The 14,392-nt window shown below is 44.6% G+C and carries 14 protein-coding genes and 2 pseudogenes; 15 read left to right on the plus strand and 1 reads right to left on the minus strand.

What is annotated here, in order from left to right; genetic code table 11:
- A pseudogene (locus BM099_RS08680) lies at nucleotides 1-250 on the minus strand (hypothetical protein); the annotation flags it as partial.
- Between the two features lie 197 nt (nucleotides 251-447).
- Here BM099_RS08680 and BM099_RS08685 point away from each other — a divergent pair.
- The 15 genes and pseudogenes from BM099_RS08685 (at nucleotide 448) to BM099_RS20670 (ending at nucleotide 14,380) form a co-directional block, all read left to right on the plus strand.
- Nucleotides 448-2,640 carry a bifunctional diguanylate cyclase/phosphodiesterase gene (locus BM099_RS08685; protein ID WP_177201127.1) on the plus strand — a complete coding sequence of 731 codons (2,193 nt, stop codon included), beginning with the start codon at nucleotides 448-450 and terminating at the stop codon, nucleotides 2,638-2,640.
- A 415-nt stretch (nucleotides 2,641-3,055) separates the two neighbouring features.
- Entirely contained in the window at nucleotides 3,056-4,462 is a 1,407-nt protein-coding gene (locus BM099_RS08690; protein ID WP_090726849.1) for an ethanolamine ammonia-lyase subunit EutB, read from the plus strand.
- 29 nt (nucleotides 4,463-4,491) lie between these two features.
- Nucleotides 4,492-5,406 carry an ethanolamine ammonia-lyase subunit EutC gene (gene eutC / locus BM099_RS08695; protein WP_198064123.1) on the plus strand — a complete coding sequence of 305 codons (915 nt, stop codon included), beginning with the start codon at nucleotides 4,492-4,494 and terminating at the stop codon, nucleotides 5,404-5,406.
- Between the two features lie 308 nt (nucleotides 5,407-5,714).
- Nucleotides 5,715-6,134, plus strand: coding sequence for a hypothetical protein (locus BM099_RS08705; protein ID WP_090726856.1), 420 nt, complete (start codon nucleotides 5,715-5,717; stop codon nucleotides 6,132-6,134).
- A gap of 143 nt (nucleotides 6,135-6,277) precedes the next feature.
- Nucleotides 6,278-6,595, plus strand: coding sequence for a transposase (locus BM099_RS08710; protein ID WP_232348953.1), 318 nt, complete (start codon nucleotides 6,278-6,280; stop codon nucleotides 6,593-6,595).
- A 164-nt stretch (nucleotides 6,596-6,759) separates the two neighbouring features.
- The gene (locus BM099_RS08715; RefSeq protein WP_090726859.1) at nucleotides 6,760-7,323 is read left to right on the plus strand and encodes a histidine phosphatase family protein; all 564 of its coding nucleotides are present in this window, start codon (nucleotides 6,760-6,762) and stop codon (nucleotides 7,321-7,323) included.
- 109 nt (nucleotides 7,324-7,432) lie between these two features.
- Entirely contained in the window at nucleotides 7,433-7,816 is a 384-nt protein-coding gene (locus BM099_RS08720) for a nuclear transport factor 2 family protein (RefSeq protein WP_090726861.1), read from the plus strand.
- Nucleotides 7,817-7,917: 101 nt separating this feature from the next.
- Entirely contained in the window at nucleotides 7,918-8,883 is a 966-nt protein-coding gene (locus BM099_RS08725) for a D-2-hydroxyacid dehydrogenase family protein (RefSeq protein ID WP_090726864.1), read from the plus strand.
- Between the two features lie 68 nt (nucleotides 8,884-8,951).
- On the plus strand, nucleotides 8,952-9,317 hold the full coding sequence (locus tag BM099_RS08730) for a VOC family protein (protein ID WP_090726866.1): 366 nt from the start codon (nucleotides 8,952-8,954) through the stop codon (nucleotides 9,315-9,317).
- Between the two features lie 105 nt (nucleotides 9,318-9,422).
- Nucleotides 9,423-9,833, plus strand: a complete 411-nt coding sequence (locus tag BM099_RS08735; protein ID WP_090726868.1) for a hypothetical protein — start codon at nucleotides 9,423-9,425, stop codon at nucleotides 9,831-9,833.
- Between the two features lie 182 nt (nucleotides 9,834-10,015).
- Nucleotides 10,016-11,566, plus strand: a complete 1,551-nt coding sequence (locus BM099_RS08740; RefSeq protein ID WP_090726870.1) for a carbon-nitrogen hydrolase family protein — start codon at nucleotides 10,016-10,018, stop codon at nucleotides 11,564-11,566.
- A gap of 60 nt (nucleotides 11,567-11,626) precedes the next feature.
- Nucleotides 11,627-12,502, plus strand: coding sequence for an alpha/beta fold hydrolase (locus BM099_RS08745; RefSeq protein WP_090726872.1), 876 nt, complete (start codon nucleotides 11,627-11,629; stop codon nucleotides 12,500-12,502).
- Nucleotides 12,503-12,622: 120 nt separating this feature from the next.
- Complete coding sequence (locus tag BM099_RS08750) at nucleotides 12,623-13,075, plus strand: ATP-dependent zinc protease family protein (protein WP_090726874.1); 453 nt, start codon at nucleotides 12,623-12,625, stop codon at nucleotides 13,073-13,075.
- An 81-nt stretch (nucleotides 13,076-13,156) separates the two neighbouring features.
- Nucleotides 13,157-14,014 (plus strand): annotated as a pseudogene (locus BM099_RS08755) (ATP-grasp domain-containing protein); the annotation flags it as partial.
- Between the two features lie 30 nt (nucleotides 14,015-14,044).
- Complete coding sequence (locus BM099_RS20670; RefSeq protein ID WP_244889932.1) at nucleotides 14,045-14,380, plus strand: cation:proton antiporter regulatory subunit; 336 nt, start codon at nucleotides 14,045-14,047, stop codon at nucleotides 14,378-14,380.
- Nucleotides 14,381-14,392 lie beyond the last annotated feature (12 nt).

Raw genomic sequence — 14,392 nt, forward strand, 5'->3', positions numbered from 1 at the left:
TAACGAAAGGTTTAACATATTGAGGTGGGATTAATCGAACGTCATGACCGTGCTCCATACAGAGGCGGCCTAACCAATGCGCACCACCACAGGCTTCAAATGCAATCAGACACGGCGGTAGTTGAGCGATAAAAGTTATGAGTTTTTGACGAGAAAGTTTCTTTTTACAGACTTGTTGATCGTGGGAGTCACAACCGATTAAATGAAAAGAAGACTTGCCTAAATCGATTCCAAGGACTTTGATATACATGAGATGGTTCTCCTTGTTGGTTTCGTCACCTTTCCAGCATAGCTGGTTAAAAGCGAGGGGAACCATCTCATTAAGCCAATGGAAAAACCGTAACCGTTAGCGTGGGCATCCCAATAGATAGCGCTTTAGCGCAAGCGAACTATCAGTTCGTCACTAATCTTTTGTACTTTTTGATCTTCTTAGGGGCCGTGACTGTTTTGGCTATTAAGGGACTACGTTCTGGTATTTTACAACCACTGCAACAAATTACGGGTGCCACGGCCAGGCTTGAAAAAGGAGAGTTAATTGAAAACTTACCCACTAATGGAGCCAGGGAACTGTCGATACTCGGCGAGCGCTTTAAAAAAATGGCTGAAGCGCGTTTAAAAGCTGAAGAAAGCGCTAAGAAGCGCAGTGATGAATTAGATTCTGTCTTCAGTGCGTTACCTGACCTTTACTTTAAATTAAATCGCGATTTTATCATTCTCGAATACAGAACATCCTCTCCGGGCGACCTTTATACGTCACCAGACTTGTTTCTTAGCCACAACATGTTGGATGTTCTGCCAACTGAAATCGGTAAGCTTTTTCAGCAGAAAATTCTTGAGCATGTTGCGAATAAGAAGTTAACCACATGGGAGTATCCCTTAGATATTGGCGGTAAACGCGAGTTTTTTGAAGCACGTGCAAATGCGATACATCAGTCCAACGATATGATTATCGTCATAAGAAATATTTCAAGAAGAAAGCAATATGAAGAATCACTGCTGTTATCAGCATCTGTGTTTGAAAATAGCAGTGAATGCATGATGGTTACCGATAAAGACACCTTTATCCTTAATGTCAATCCGGCCTTTACCGAAGTTACCGGCTATACAAAAGAAGAAGTTCGTGGCCTTAAAACGAACATTTTATCGTCAGGCCATCATGATCAGGACTTCTACCATACACTGTGGGAAGCCTTGAAAGACAGTGGCTGCTGGAAAGGAGAAATATACAACCGCAAAAAAAATGGTGAAGTATTTCCCGTTTGGTTGAGTATTAACAGTATCTACGATGAGAGTCATCAGGTCGTGCGGTATGTCGCGCTTTATCGTGATATCTCGGAACAGAAAAAAGCCGCCGATTTAATATGGCAGCAAGCGCACTTTGACCACCTTACCGGTTTGCCTAACCGCAACACCCTGATTGATCATATGAGTCACGAGATTACTCAGGCTCAACGTCATAATCTGCTATTGGCGACTCTGTTTCTGGACCTGGATGATTTCAAACACGTCAATGATACGCTTGGCCATGACAAGGGAGACCAGCTTCTTAAACTGGTTGCTACCCGGCTAGCAAGTAGTGTTCGCTCAGAAGATCTTATTGGCCGACAAGGGGGAGATGAATTTATAATTATTATGGGGAGCCTGCCTAATCTGACGCCTGCTATTCGAGTCGCTGAAAAAATCAAAAAAAGCTTCAGCGAACCCTTCGATCTTGAAGGAAAAACAGTATACATCTCGGTCAGTATTGGTATCTCCTTCTATCCGCTTGACGGTACAAATAGTACTGAACTGTTGAAAACATCCGATCAGGCAATGTATGCTGCCAAGGAGTCTGGTCGAAACTGTTACCACTGTTTTACCCCCTCGATGCAGGAAAGCGTGGTGCAACGTATGCAATTAATTCACGATCTGCATATTGCGCTTGAGGCTCAACAGTTTCTGCTCTATTTTCAGCCGATTGTCTGTTTGAAAACAGGAAAAATACAAAAAGCCGAGGCCTTAATTCGCTGGAATCATCCGCTTCATGGCGTAGTTTTACCCTGTGAATTTATACCGCTGGCAGAAGAGACGCGGCTCATCACTGGCATAGGGGAGTGGCTATTCAATGAAGGTTGCCGTTCACTTAAAAAGCTGCAACAGGCGTTTGGCTCCGATTTTGAATTAAGTATCAATGTATCTCCCGTTCAATTTTTGGATTCCAAATCCGGACTCCTGCCATGGCTTGAAAAATTAACCGGTCAGGGCTTAAACGCTTCATCTATCGTTATCGAAATTACGGAAGGACTCCTGATGACCAGCAGCGAAGAGAGTTTATCGACTCTGCTACATTTCAGAGATGCCGGAATCCAGGTCGCACTGGATGATTTTGGTACTGGCTATTCTTCACTGGCGTATATTCAGCAATACGATATCGATTATTTAAAAATAGACAGAGAGTTTGTCAGACAAATACCTGAATCTACTGACTCAAGGGTGCTATGCGAATCTATCATTGTCATGGCGCATAGACTGGGAATTAAAGTGATCGCCGAAGGGATTGAAACCAAAGCTCAGGAGAGGGTGCTTACTGAAATGGGATGTGACTATGCTCAGGGTTACTTGTATTCTAAACCAGTAACACTCAATGAATTTATAAAGTAATCCTCTACCCACTTTCTACTCATTCATTGCCTTTGCATAATGGCGCATCTGTCTGCAGGCGCAGTCCTGCACATCCTGGCGGACATCAAAGACGATAAGTACGTCGTCGGGTTTGATTAGTCGTAGGCAGAATTAATAAACCCTCAGGGCACGTGTGTAGAGCAATAAAGTTTGCCCGCTAGTGAATCGCCGCCAGCCGTGATCAACATTGTAAGCGGTTACGCTGCAGAAGCGGGTCAAAAATAGGCTGGTCAGCTATGATATTAATCCGATGGGCTTCTTCTGAGTCGATTAGTAGATGAAAAGGACGTTTATTCCGCTTATTCTCTGATTATGTCTTCTTAGGCAATAGGAGATGTTTTGCGCAAAAGCTGTTCCATGACGGAATCGGCGGTTAACCATAAGAGGTACATTTATGAGTCATACCTATCGCTATATCCTGGGCAGTCATACCTATCAATTTAAAGATCTGGCTGAATTAATGGCCAAAGCAACACCACAGCGATCCGGCGACCGATTAGCTGGAGTGATAGCCCAGTCAGCAGAAGAGCGTGCCGTAGCTCAGCTTACTCTTGCCGATGTAACACTGAAAACATTTTTAAACGAAGCCTTGGTGCCTTATGAAGAGGACGAAGTTACCCGCTTAATAATGGATGAACATGATAGTGCGGCATTCGCACCTATTGCCCATTTAACCGTGGGGGATTTTAGAAATTGGCTGTTAAGCGATTATGCAACCAGTGAGGTGCTGGCACAAATGCGTCAGGGTATAACCCCGGAAATGGCTGCTGCGGTTAGTAAAATTATGCGTAACCAAGATTTGATCTTAGTGGCTAAGAAATGCCATGTGAGCAGCGCATTTCGTAACACAATCGGGCTACCCGGGCACTTGTCTACGCGGCTACAGCCTAATCACCCGACGGACGATGTGAACGGTATTGCAGCAAGTATTTTAGATGGTTTGTTGTACGGCAATGGTGATGCGGTCATTGGCATTAACCCCGCCACGGATAATGTTGCTCAGGCAATCAAATTAATGCATTTAATGAATGACGTGATTCAAAAGTACGCCATTCCTACCCAGAGCTGCGTGCTGACCCATGTTACCAATACCATAGAGTGCATTGAGGCCGGTGCACCGGTTGATTTAGTGTTTCAGTCGATCGGCGGTACAGAGGCGACCAATAGCAGTTTTGGTTTTAACTTAGCCACGTTGGCTGAAGCGCAAGACGCCGCCCAAAGCCTGAAAAGAGGTACTGTGGGTAACAACCTGATGTACTTTGAAACCGGACAGGGCAGTTCGCTCTCTGCTAATGCACACCACGGCCTGGATCAGCAAACGTGTGAAGTACGGGCGTACGCTGTGGCACGCAAGTTTAATCCGCTGTTGGTGAATACCGTGGTGGGTTTTATCGGACCAGAGTACTTGTTTGATGGAAAAGAGATTACCCGCGCAGGGCTTGAAGATCATTTTTGCGGCAAGCTACTCGGCCTGCCGATGGGTTGTGATGTGTGCTACACAAATCATGCGGAAGCTGACCAAAATGATATGGATAATCTGCTTACCTTACTTGGCGTGGCGGGCTGTGCATTTGTGATGGGCATCCCGGGTTCAGACGACATCATGCTTAATTATCAAACTACCTCATTTCATGATGCCCTATATGTTCGCCGGGTACTTGGCTCTCGTCCTGCACCAGAATTTGAAGATTGGTTACATAAGATGGAAATTATGGGCAGTGGGGGTAAACATGTTTTATCCGACGCTATACCCGGGCCATTTGCCCGCTCTCTGAAATCAGTAGGGGGAGGTCTGCGTTGAAAAAATCAACTTCAAAAACAAGTGAATTGATAGGCTCACCCAAGCAAAAGTCACACCAGGAAAATGGCAAGGTGGTAGAAAATCCTTGGAGTACGTTGCGCAGCTATACCGATGCGAGGATAGGGTTAGGCCGTGCAGGTATTAGCTTGCCTACCTCAGAAATGCTTGGTTTTCAGTTGGCACATGCCCAAGCGCGGGATGCTGTCAATTTACCGTTAGATATTGAAACACTACGCGAAAAGCTCAGTACGTTTAGCGCAGGTCGCGACAGCCAACCAGCACGCGCCGCACAAACAGAACCTGCTAAATGTTGCACACCGTGCCCACCGATTGCATTGCATAGTCAGGCGTACGACAGAATGACGTATTTACAGCGGCCTGATCTGGGTAGAAAGCTCAATGACGCGTCAAGAAATTCGTTACACCGTTATATGGCAGAACAGGGTGGTGAGGCCGAGCTAAAACATGATTTGGCGATTGTCATCGCCGATGGTTTGTCGTCTTTAGCGGTACAACAAAATGCCGTGCCCTTTATTCAAAACTTAGTGACACTGCTACAAGATGATCCACAACCCTGGAATTTGGCACCTTTTACGCTGGTAGAGCAAGGCCGGGTCGCCATTGGTGATGATGTAGGTGAATTGCTTAATGCTCAAGTGGTATTAGTGTTAATCGGCGAGCGACCGGGCCTTAGCTCTCCGGATAGTCTTGGTTTGTACTTAACCTGGCAGCCCAAAACTGGCCTGAATGACGCGAGTCGTAATTGCATCTCGAATATTCGCCCGGCAGGTTTGGTTTATGAAGAAGCAGCTAGACGGGCATTATTTCTGCTGCGTGAAGCGCGGCGTTTAAAGCTCTCGGGGGTGAACCTTAAGGATCGCACCCAAGACGGTGTGATTGAAAATCGGGCACAGAACAAAAACTTTCTTTTATCGGATGAATAACACTTGCACGTTATCTGCCTGAGTTGATTTCACAAAAAAATAATATGGCAGGAGAAAAAGTACGTTGGAAAATAACAAGGCTGCAAGATGCAAGACCTGACCCCTTATACTTTGAGTTTGATGGCCGAGTAAGTATCAAGCGGTTTAACGAAACGCTGGATTCCTGGTTAGTATCTAGTGACCATGAAAGCAAAGATCTGTATCCAGATTTCACAATATCCGTATATATGCTTGATGAGATTAAGATTATCGGCCAAGCTGTCTCCGTCTTTGAGAGAAACTTAGTGTAAATTAGAGGAATGACACGAATGAAAAGGATTTTAACGCTTCTGGTCGCAATAACAATGATGGTCGGATGTACGACCAACGTAACCAAAGAACAGCTACAAAACGCAAATTACGGCACGCTACCCACTTCTTACGATACAACTGTGGATAACTACCTGAATGACTCGTTAAAAGATCCGGACTCAAAGCGCGTTAAATATATCGACACCCCAAAAAAGGGCCACTGGTACTATTCAGGAGACCAGTTCGGCTATTTTGTGTGCGCAGCGGTTAATGCTAAAAACAGCTATGGTGGCTATACAGGAAAAAGTCTTTATTTCTTTGGGTTTCATAATGAAGAACTGCAGGCGGTATTTAATGATAAAGAGCTAGGCGGTTCTTATGTAAGCTGCATGTGTGATCAGAAACCAATCAACTCGCTTACTCTTTCATGTAAGTAGCGTTAATGCGGCAGCTATTCTAGCGATAAACCTAAGGGGGCAGGTCTTGCATTGTGTATCTTTGAATAAACTGGGTGAGTTTTAACCAATTTATATATTTAAAGGCTATTATCTTTAGAGGTTAATTCACAGGGAGGTGGATGATGTCTAAGCCTTTGAGAATAGAGTTTTCAGGTGCGCTGTATCATGTTACATCAAGAGGAAACGCACGCGGTGTCATTTATTGTGACGATACCGATCGTCGGAATTACTTAGCGCTATTGGGCGAAGTTTGTAATGATTTCAACTGGGCATGCCATGCCTACTGTCTTATGGATAATCACTATCATCTATTGGTTGAGACAGGGGATGCCACCCTTTCAAGGGGAATGCGTCAGCTTAACGGCGTTTATACTCAATACTTCAACAGAACTCACCGGCGTGTAGGGCATCTTTACCAAGGTGCTCTAAAGCGATACTAGTGGAAAAAGGTAGTTATTCGACTGTAAGCCGATTAATCAGAAAGGCTGCAAGGAGCAAGACTTGCCCCCCTTATCTGATAAAGTCATATTCGAAGATTAATTGAGTATTTTTGGTCTGTATTGGTCAAAAACTATAATCTTCAACCACCAGTGAATCAAAACAGATGTTAGCACGGAATTTATTATTAGTTTTTATTATGTTATCGGGTAGCGTGCAGAACGCCTTCGCCACGACAAATCGCGATTCCATTATGGATAAGCTACGTGAAATCGATGCCAACGTACTATTTATCCGTCATGCTATTGCGCCTGGTTTTGGTGATCCTGATAATTTTGTTATTAACCAATGCAATACACAGCGAAATTTGGATGCCGTTGGTCGAAGTCAAGCTATCTCATTGGGGCAGAAGCTAAAGCAGTCGAATATAGTGGTTGATAAAGTGTATTCAAGCTATTGGTGTCGTTGCATCGAAACCGCCGAACTTTTACAACTTGGCGTAGTTGAAAAATTCGCTGGACTGAACTCATTTTTTGAAGAGCATGCTGATCGCAATCAAACACTAAAGTTACTCCAAGAAAAGCTTGAAGAACTCAACCAAAATAGTCTTACACTGATGGTCACGCATCAAGTAGTAATCGAGGCTGTGACGGGTATGGGTGTCTCGTCTGGGGCAGTTGTTGCCTACAACACACGAACACGCAAAGCTGTTAGAGTCGCGATTGAATGATTTTCAATAAGGGTCATATATGGTCCGCCTTTAACTATAAATACCTTTTAATACCGCGATCCTCTATGTATCAGAAAAAAGTGTCAGCGAAAAAAATGGCGGAGAAAAAATGAAACACGATTCTGAAGCGAATAAAAAAAACGCGATTGCATTTTATCGAACGGCGTATTTAGGTGATCCAGCCGGTGCTGTGAAACAGTATGTGGGGGCCGAATACAAACAGCACAATCCTTTGGTTGGCGATGGGAAATCGGCATTTATCGAATATTTTGAAGAGATGTCTGCATCATATCCCGACAAAGAGATAGAATTTGTCCGGGCTATTGCTGAAGGCGATTTGGTGGCGTTGCATACGCACCAAACGTGGCCTGGAAACGAGGAATATGTAACTATGGATTTCTTTCGCTTTGATGCAAATGGAAAGATAGTCGAGCATTGGGATTCGATACAGCAGGTGCCCAGTTATACGAAGAACGGCAATTCCATGTTCTGATCAGGCATTTAGCCGGATTTGCCCCAGGTTTTTAAATTCCTTGATGAGTTAATGTCAATACTGGGGCATATCAGGCCCTGTATGTCAGGATGAAAAGCGTAATGAAAATTGCAATTTTAGATGATTACCAGAGTGTCGTTAGCACTCTGGATTGTTTCAACATACTCAGCGGTCACGATGTTCAGGTTTTTAATGAATCGTTTAGCGATACCAATGAACTTGCGTTAAAACTATCTGATGTTGAGGCATTAGTGTTAATTCGGGAACGTACTCACATTACGCAAGAGTTGTTATCAAAACTCCCACATCTCAAGCTTATTAGCCAAACGGGCAAAGTGAGCAATCACTTGAATGTAGCGCAGTGTCATAAGTATGGTGTCTCTGTTGCTGAGGGTACCGGTTCTCCCGTAGCGCCTGCCGAGCTTTGTTGGGCTTTAATCATGGCGGCTTCACGAAATATTCCAGAATACGTAGCGCATCTTTCACATGATCAATGGCAGCAATCAGGAGTACTCGGACTGGGCCGAACATTGAATGGATTAACCTTAGGTATTTGGGGTTACGGAAAAATTGGTCAACGTATAGCGCAGTACGCAAAAGCATTTGGTATGTCGGTTGTGGTCTGGGGTAGTGAGTCATCAAGAGCATTGGCTCAATCACATGGCTTTGCTCCCGCATCTTCCAAGCGGGAATTTTTCAGTACGGCCGACATTGTTTCACTTCACTTGAGGTTAAATGAAGTGACCCGCTGTTGTGTGACGCAATCAGATTTATCACTGATGAAGCCGGATTCATTATTTGTGAATACCAGCCGCGCTGAGTTAATCGAGCCGAATGCCTTGTATACCGAAATGAAAGCGAATCAAACCAAACGCGCTGCATTGGATGTGTTTTTAATGGAGCCGGCAACGAAAGAGAATGAGCCATTGCTTTCGTTACCTAATGTACTTTGCTCACCTCATCTTGGCTATGTCGAAAAGGGCAGTTATGAACTTTACTTCAAGATTGCGTTTGAAAACGTCGTGGCTTTTGCGCAAGGAAAACCACAAAATTTAGCAAAGGCATAACGCTTTTTTTAATCGGTTAGCTATCGAACATGGCGTTACGTTAAGTTGGTAACGTTAGGCGATAAATTATGATCAAACGTAACATGTACGTGATTGCTGTTCAGAGTTTGCAGGCAGCTGCTGTGTATTATCAAGATGTGCTTGGGTTCTCAATAAGAGAGATTGGGGATGATGGCTGGCGTCTATTTGAGCGGGACGGATGTCAGATAATGGCAGGGCATTGTCCTGATTCAATTCCTGCCCATGAACTAGGTGATCATTCTTACTTTGCATACATTGTCATAGATAACGCTGATGAGTACTGTGCTGAAATTGTCGAGAACGGAGCTGAGTTGATAAAGCCACTGAAAAGTGAGCCTTGGGGAATGAAGGAGTTTGGCGTGCGTACAAATGACGGACATCGGATAATGTTTGGCCAAGAAATCGGAAACTAATCCTGTTACATTGCTGTGAAGCAAACAGCGGATCAGCGCTCCAGAAGTGTACGGAGTTTATCCTACAGCGTATGTTTTGTTGAATAGATCGGGGTTACTGCAACTATGACTGCTAATTACCAACGTCTTGCGGCTGAGCGCGCAACGGAATGTGGTGAGCGTGCCGCTTATTTTGATAGCCGGTTGCGACTTTTCTCCAGGACAAACTGGATCACCGTGCTTATTCCTTCTTTGCTCGGTGTTATTGCCGGATCGGCTTTGTTCTCATCTACCCATTCAGTCTGGATGGGTTTCTGGGTTCTGGTAGCTGCATTGTTGGGCGCTGTTCACAAGGGATTAGATTGTGATGCGCATCAAGCCGAATGCCGTCGACTAGTGCAAGCGTATCGTGGTTTTGAGGTGCGTTATCGAACACTACATCAAATTGAAACACCGAATATAGTTGAAGAACTACGAGCGCTGGACAGCGGGCTTGCTGAGCTTCGCGAGAGCCAGATGGCAACAGTAGACGCTTAACCTGGTGTCCCTTTCGGGCTTACTCTTGATAGTGAAGGCGGAGCTAGCACTGTGATCCAGCCCTATTTTTCACTTGTTTTTTCAGATCTGTTTTTGTAAAACGATTTCAACGCTATTCATTAACCATTGCCGCTGGCTATACTAGTGCCCTCCGCTTTTGCGAAATACAAGAAGGGAACATCATGCTAGAAGACCTGCACCTGAAAATACGCATCCTTGAAAAATCTGATTATCCGCAGCTCAAATTGTTGATGGATTCTATTTATGACGATATTGGTGGGGCGTGGCCGGAACATACAATCTTCAAACTGATGGCGGATCTGCCTGAGGGGCAGATCTGTTTAGTTGATCGAGATGTTATTGTGGGTGTAGCGTTATCGGTAGAGGTCAATTATCTGCGTTTCAGTAACCCGCATACGTATGATGACTTGATCAGCGCTAAGGAAACCATTCTTAATGACCCCGAAGGCGATGCGCTTTATGGCTTAGATGTTCTGATTCATAAGGATTATCGGGGGTTTCGCTTAGGCCGGCGCTTATATGAAGCCCGTAAAGAGTTATGCCGGCAGCACAACCTGCGGGCGATTTTAGCGGGTGGTCGTATCCCTAATTATCATCAGTATTCAGATGAGATGTCGCCGGCTGAGTATATAGAAGCGGTAGATCATAAACGCATCTATGATCCTATTCTGTCTTTCCAGTTATCTAATGATTTTCAGGTGACACGTTTACTCAAGCAATACCTGCCTGAAGATGAAAAGTCCCAAGGATATGCCACCTTATTAGAATGGCGGAATATCTTCTATGAACCGAAAAGGAGTGTGTTGGATACACGCAAAACTATTGTGCGTATTGGTGCGATTCAATGGCAAATGCGCGAAGTGGGATCCGTTGAGGAAATGCTCAGACAGGTAGAATATTTTATTGATGCACTGTCGAGCTATCAAAGTGACTTTGCACTGTTTCCCGAGTTCTTCAATGCGCCGTTGATGGGGTTGAGTCCTAACCAGCGTAATCAGACCGAGGCGATTCGTTTTGTGGCAGGCTTTACCGAGCGCTTCAAACACGAAATGTCGCAAATGGCGGTGAGTTATAACATTAACGTTATTACCGGCTCCTTACCCCTGGTAGTGGATGACCAGCTCTACAATGTCAGTTATTTGTGCCGCCGTGATGGTACGATTGAGTTACAAAGCAAGATTCATATTACGCCACATGAGCGCCGTGACTGGGTAATAGAGGGTGGTAATCAATTACGTGTTTTTGAAACAGATGCGGGCCGAATCGGTATTCTGATTTGTTACGATGTTGAGTTTCCTGAATTAGGCCGGATACTCGCCGAGCAGGATATGGATATTCTCTTTGTACCGTTCTGGACGGATACCCAAAATGGTTACTTACGCGTACGCCATTGTGCACAAGCTCGTGCGATAGAGAATGAGTGTTATGTGGTTATATGCGGAAGCTGTGGCAACCTGCCGCAAGTAGAAAATCTTGATATACAATACTCGCAAGCCGCGGTGTTTTCGCCATCAGATTTCTCCTTCCCGCATGATGCCGTTATGGCCGAAACAACACCGAACACAGAAATGGTTATGTTGAGTGACTTAGACTTGGATAAACTGATATCAGTACGCAGTGAAGGATCTGTCAATAACTTAAAAGATCGCCGTATGGATCTGTATAGTCTTGACTGGAAAGGTATTAAAAATCTGGAGGTTGTTAGCAGTTAACAAGGAGATCTACACCAAAGATTTTTGCTGTATTACATCGACAGGAAAAGGAGTTTGGACATGATATTCGGAAAGGGTTTTACGCAATCGAGAGTAAAAACGGCCTCCGCTGAAATCAATTTGGTACACGGCGGTTCAGGGAGGCCACTGCTTCTTTTACATGGTTACCCTCAAACTCATGTTATCTGGCAAGCAGTGGCCTTACATCTCATGAATGACTTCCATGTCATCTGTCCGGACCTGCGCGGCTATGGCGATAGTTCAAAGCCGCCTAGTACAGAGGATCACACTCCTTATTCAAAGCGTGTGATGGCTCAGGATATGGTCGAGGTTATGGCGTCTTTGGGATACCAGGATTTTTTTGTGGCGGGGCATGACCGCGGTGCCAGAGTCGTACACCGCATGGCACTCGATTATCCCGAGAAGGTCAAAAAAGCCTGTGTAATGGACATCGCACCTACCTATCATATGTTTAAAAATACCGATCAGGCTTTTGCCACCGGATACTATCACTGGTTTTTCCTTATTCAACCTAATGGGCTGCCCGAGCATATGATCGGTGCAGATCCCGCTTATTATCTTACTGAAAAAATGAAACGCTGGAGTGCGCCCGGTGCCTCTTTTAACGATGAGGCCATGGCTGAATATATACGCTGCTTCAGTACAGCCGAATCGATTCATGCCAGCTGCGAAGATTATCGTGCTGCCGCGAGTATCGACCTGCAACATGACGAAGAAGATATAGATAAAAAAATTAATTGCCCGCTGCTTGTCTTATGGGGTACGAAAGGATTTGTGCAGCGTACTTATAATGTTTTAAATGTATGGCGCGAGCGAGCTGAACAGGTACAGGGACGAGGGGTAGATTGCGGACACTTTCTGCCAGAAGAAGCGCCTGAAGAAGTCACCGCTGAACTGTTTAGGTTTTTTGCTTAAATCGTTTTTTTTGTGTTTTTTTGTGTTTTTTTGTGTCTTTTTGGATGTAGCGCGGGTCTATTATTAATAGCCGCACTAATAATTGATTTAAATTTATCAATACCAGGTTAAGTAAGAACAATGACTAAACGAAAAGAAAAAATAATTATTGGCGCACTTGAATGCTGTGATCTTCCTGACCTGGGCATATCTCATCTGCAGATGCGAGTTGATACAGGCGCGACCACCTCATCTTTACACGTCGATAATATTGAGGAATTTGTAAAAGAGAAAAAGCGCTGGGTCCGGTTTGATATCCATCCTGATATTCATAATGTCAAAAAAATAGTGACCACTACCGCACCATTGCAAGCAAAAAAAGTCGTGAAAAGTTCATCCGCCGATAAAGAGAAAAGAGTGGTGATCAACACGACCATTAAAATTGGGCAGGATAGTTGGCCGATTCAACTAACGCTAACCGATCGTTCAACAATGACGTATTTAATGCTGTTAGGGCGAGAGGCGATGAAGGATCGAATATTGGTTGATCCGAGTCATGATTTCCTCGTATCGAATGAAAATGAATCCGTATGAATAAAAGCGACTAATGAACGAATATTGGGCATGACTCTCTAATTATGTAGCGTTATACGGACAATCACCGGAGTAATTAACATGAAGCTAGCGATCTTATCTTGCGGACCAAAATCATACAGTACGATGCGCCTTAAAGAGGCCGCTCTTCAGCGTGGTCATGACGTTAAGGTATTAAATACACTCAAGTTTTCTATTGATCTTCAGAGAGGTGTCCCCGACCTTTATTTTCGGCAGAAGCCCTTAAGCCATTACGATGCTGTTTTGCCACGTATTGGTGCGTCGATAACGTATTTTGGTACCGCTGTTGTCCGCCAGTTTCAGGAAATGGATGTGTTTTGTGCGAATACATCGCACGGAATCAGTAATTCACGCGATAAACTCCGAAGTTTGCAAATACTCAGCCGACATCATATCGGCATCCCACGAACCACCTTTGTGCGTGATAAACAAGACGTATTACCCGCGATTAAACGCGTTGGTGGTGCCCCTGTTATTATCAAATTAATTGAAGGGACTCAGGGTATTGGTGTGCTTCTGGCGGAAACAGAGACCGCCGCTGAATCGATTATCGAGTTATTACAAAGCCAGAAACAAAACGTTTTAATTCAGAAGTTTGTGGCAGAAAGTAAAGGTAAAGACATAAGAGCATTTGTCGTCGGTGACCGGGTAGTCGCTGCGATGCGGCGCGTCGCCCAAGGCCAGGAGTTTCGCAGCAACGTCCATCGCGGTGGGGTAGCCGAAGCCGTAGAGCTTTCACCAGAATATATAGAAACAGCCGTAAGAGCGGCTCAAATACTGGGGCTGCGTGTTGCCGGTGTGGATATGCTTGAAAGTAAAACCGGCCCTCAAATAATGGAAGTTAATTCATCGCCGGGGTTGGAAGGAATTGAAACCTGTACAGGGCTGGATGTTGCCGGTGCCGTTATTGATTATATAGCAGCCCAAGTGGACTTCCCTGAAATAGATGTGCGACAGAGACTCACGGTCAGCAAAGGTTACGGTGTCAGTGAAATCTTTATTCCTGAAGGCTCAAAGTTTGTTGGAAAAAGTATAAAAGAAACCAATTTACGCGAACAGGATATTAATATTCTTACCTTATACCGAGGCGCTAAAAGTATCCCAAATCCGCGTGAAGATCGCATTCTGGAATCAAACGACAAGTTGCTGTGTTTTGGTAAGCTTGAATCCATGCGTGGAATGGTGCCGGCTAAAACCCGACGCCGCCGTGAACCAAAAATTTCGGATTTGCAAACGAATGTACCTGAGCAAAAAAGTGACGATAATGCCAAGACTAAAGGTTAGTTTTTTTCCGGG

The sequence above is a fragment of the Neptunomonas qingdaonensis genome, from assembly GCF_900113275.1.
Lineage (GTDB): Bacteria > Pseudomonadota > Gammaproteobacteria > Pseudomonadales > Balneatricaceae > Neptunomonas > Neptunomonas qingdaonensis.

What these genes read in the sequence shown, in the direction of transcription:
- BM099_RS08690 (WP_090726849.1), top strand. Translation starts at nt 3,056, where the DNA reads ATGAGTCATACCTATCGCTATATCCTGGGCAGTCATACCTATCAATTT.
- BM099_RS08705 (WP_090726856.1), top strand. Translation starts at nt 5,715, where the DNA reads ATGAAAAGGATTTTAACGCTTCTGGTCGCAATAACAATGATGGTCGGA.
- BM099_RS08710 (WP_232348953.1), top strand. Translation starts at nt 6,278, where the DNA reads ATGTCTAAGCCTTTGAGAATAGAGTTTTCAGGTGCGCTGTATCATGTT.
- BM099_RS08715 (WP_090726859.1), top strand. Translation starts at nt 6,760, where the DNA reads ATGTTAGCACGGAATTTATTATTAGTTTTTATTATGTTATCGGGTAGC.
- BM099_RS08720 (WP_090726861.1), top strand. Translation starts at nt 7,433, where the DNA reads ATGAAACACGATTCTGAAGCGAATAAAAAAAACGCGATTGCATTTTAT.
- BM099_RS08725 (WP_090726864.1), top strand. Translation starts at nt 7,918, where the DNA reads ATGAAAATTGCAATTTTAGATGATTACCAGAGTGTCGTTAGCACTCTG.
- BM099_RS08730 (WP_090726866.1), top strand. Translation starts at nt 8,952, where the DNA reads ATGATCAAACGTAACATGTACGTGATTGCTGTTCAGAGTTTGCAGGCA.
- BM099_RS08735 (WP_090726868.1), top strand. Translation starts at nt 9,423, where the DNA reads ATGACTGCTAATTACCAACGTCTTGCGGCTGAGCGCGCAACGGAATGT.
- BM099_RS08740 (WP_090726870.1), top strand. Translation starts at nt 10,016, where the DNA reads ATGCTAGAAGACCTGCACCTGAAAATACGCATCCTTGAAAAATCTGAT.
- BM099_RS08745 (WP_090726872.1), top strand. Translation starts at nt 11,627, where the DNA reads ATGATATTCGGAAAGGGTTTTACGCAATCGAGAGTAAAAACGGCCTCC.
- BM099_RS08750 (WP_090726874.1), top strand. Translation starts at nt 12,623, where the DNA reads ATGACTAAACGAAAAGAAAAAATAATTATTGGCGCACTTGAATGCTGT.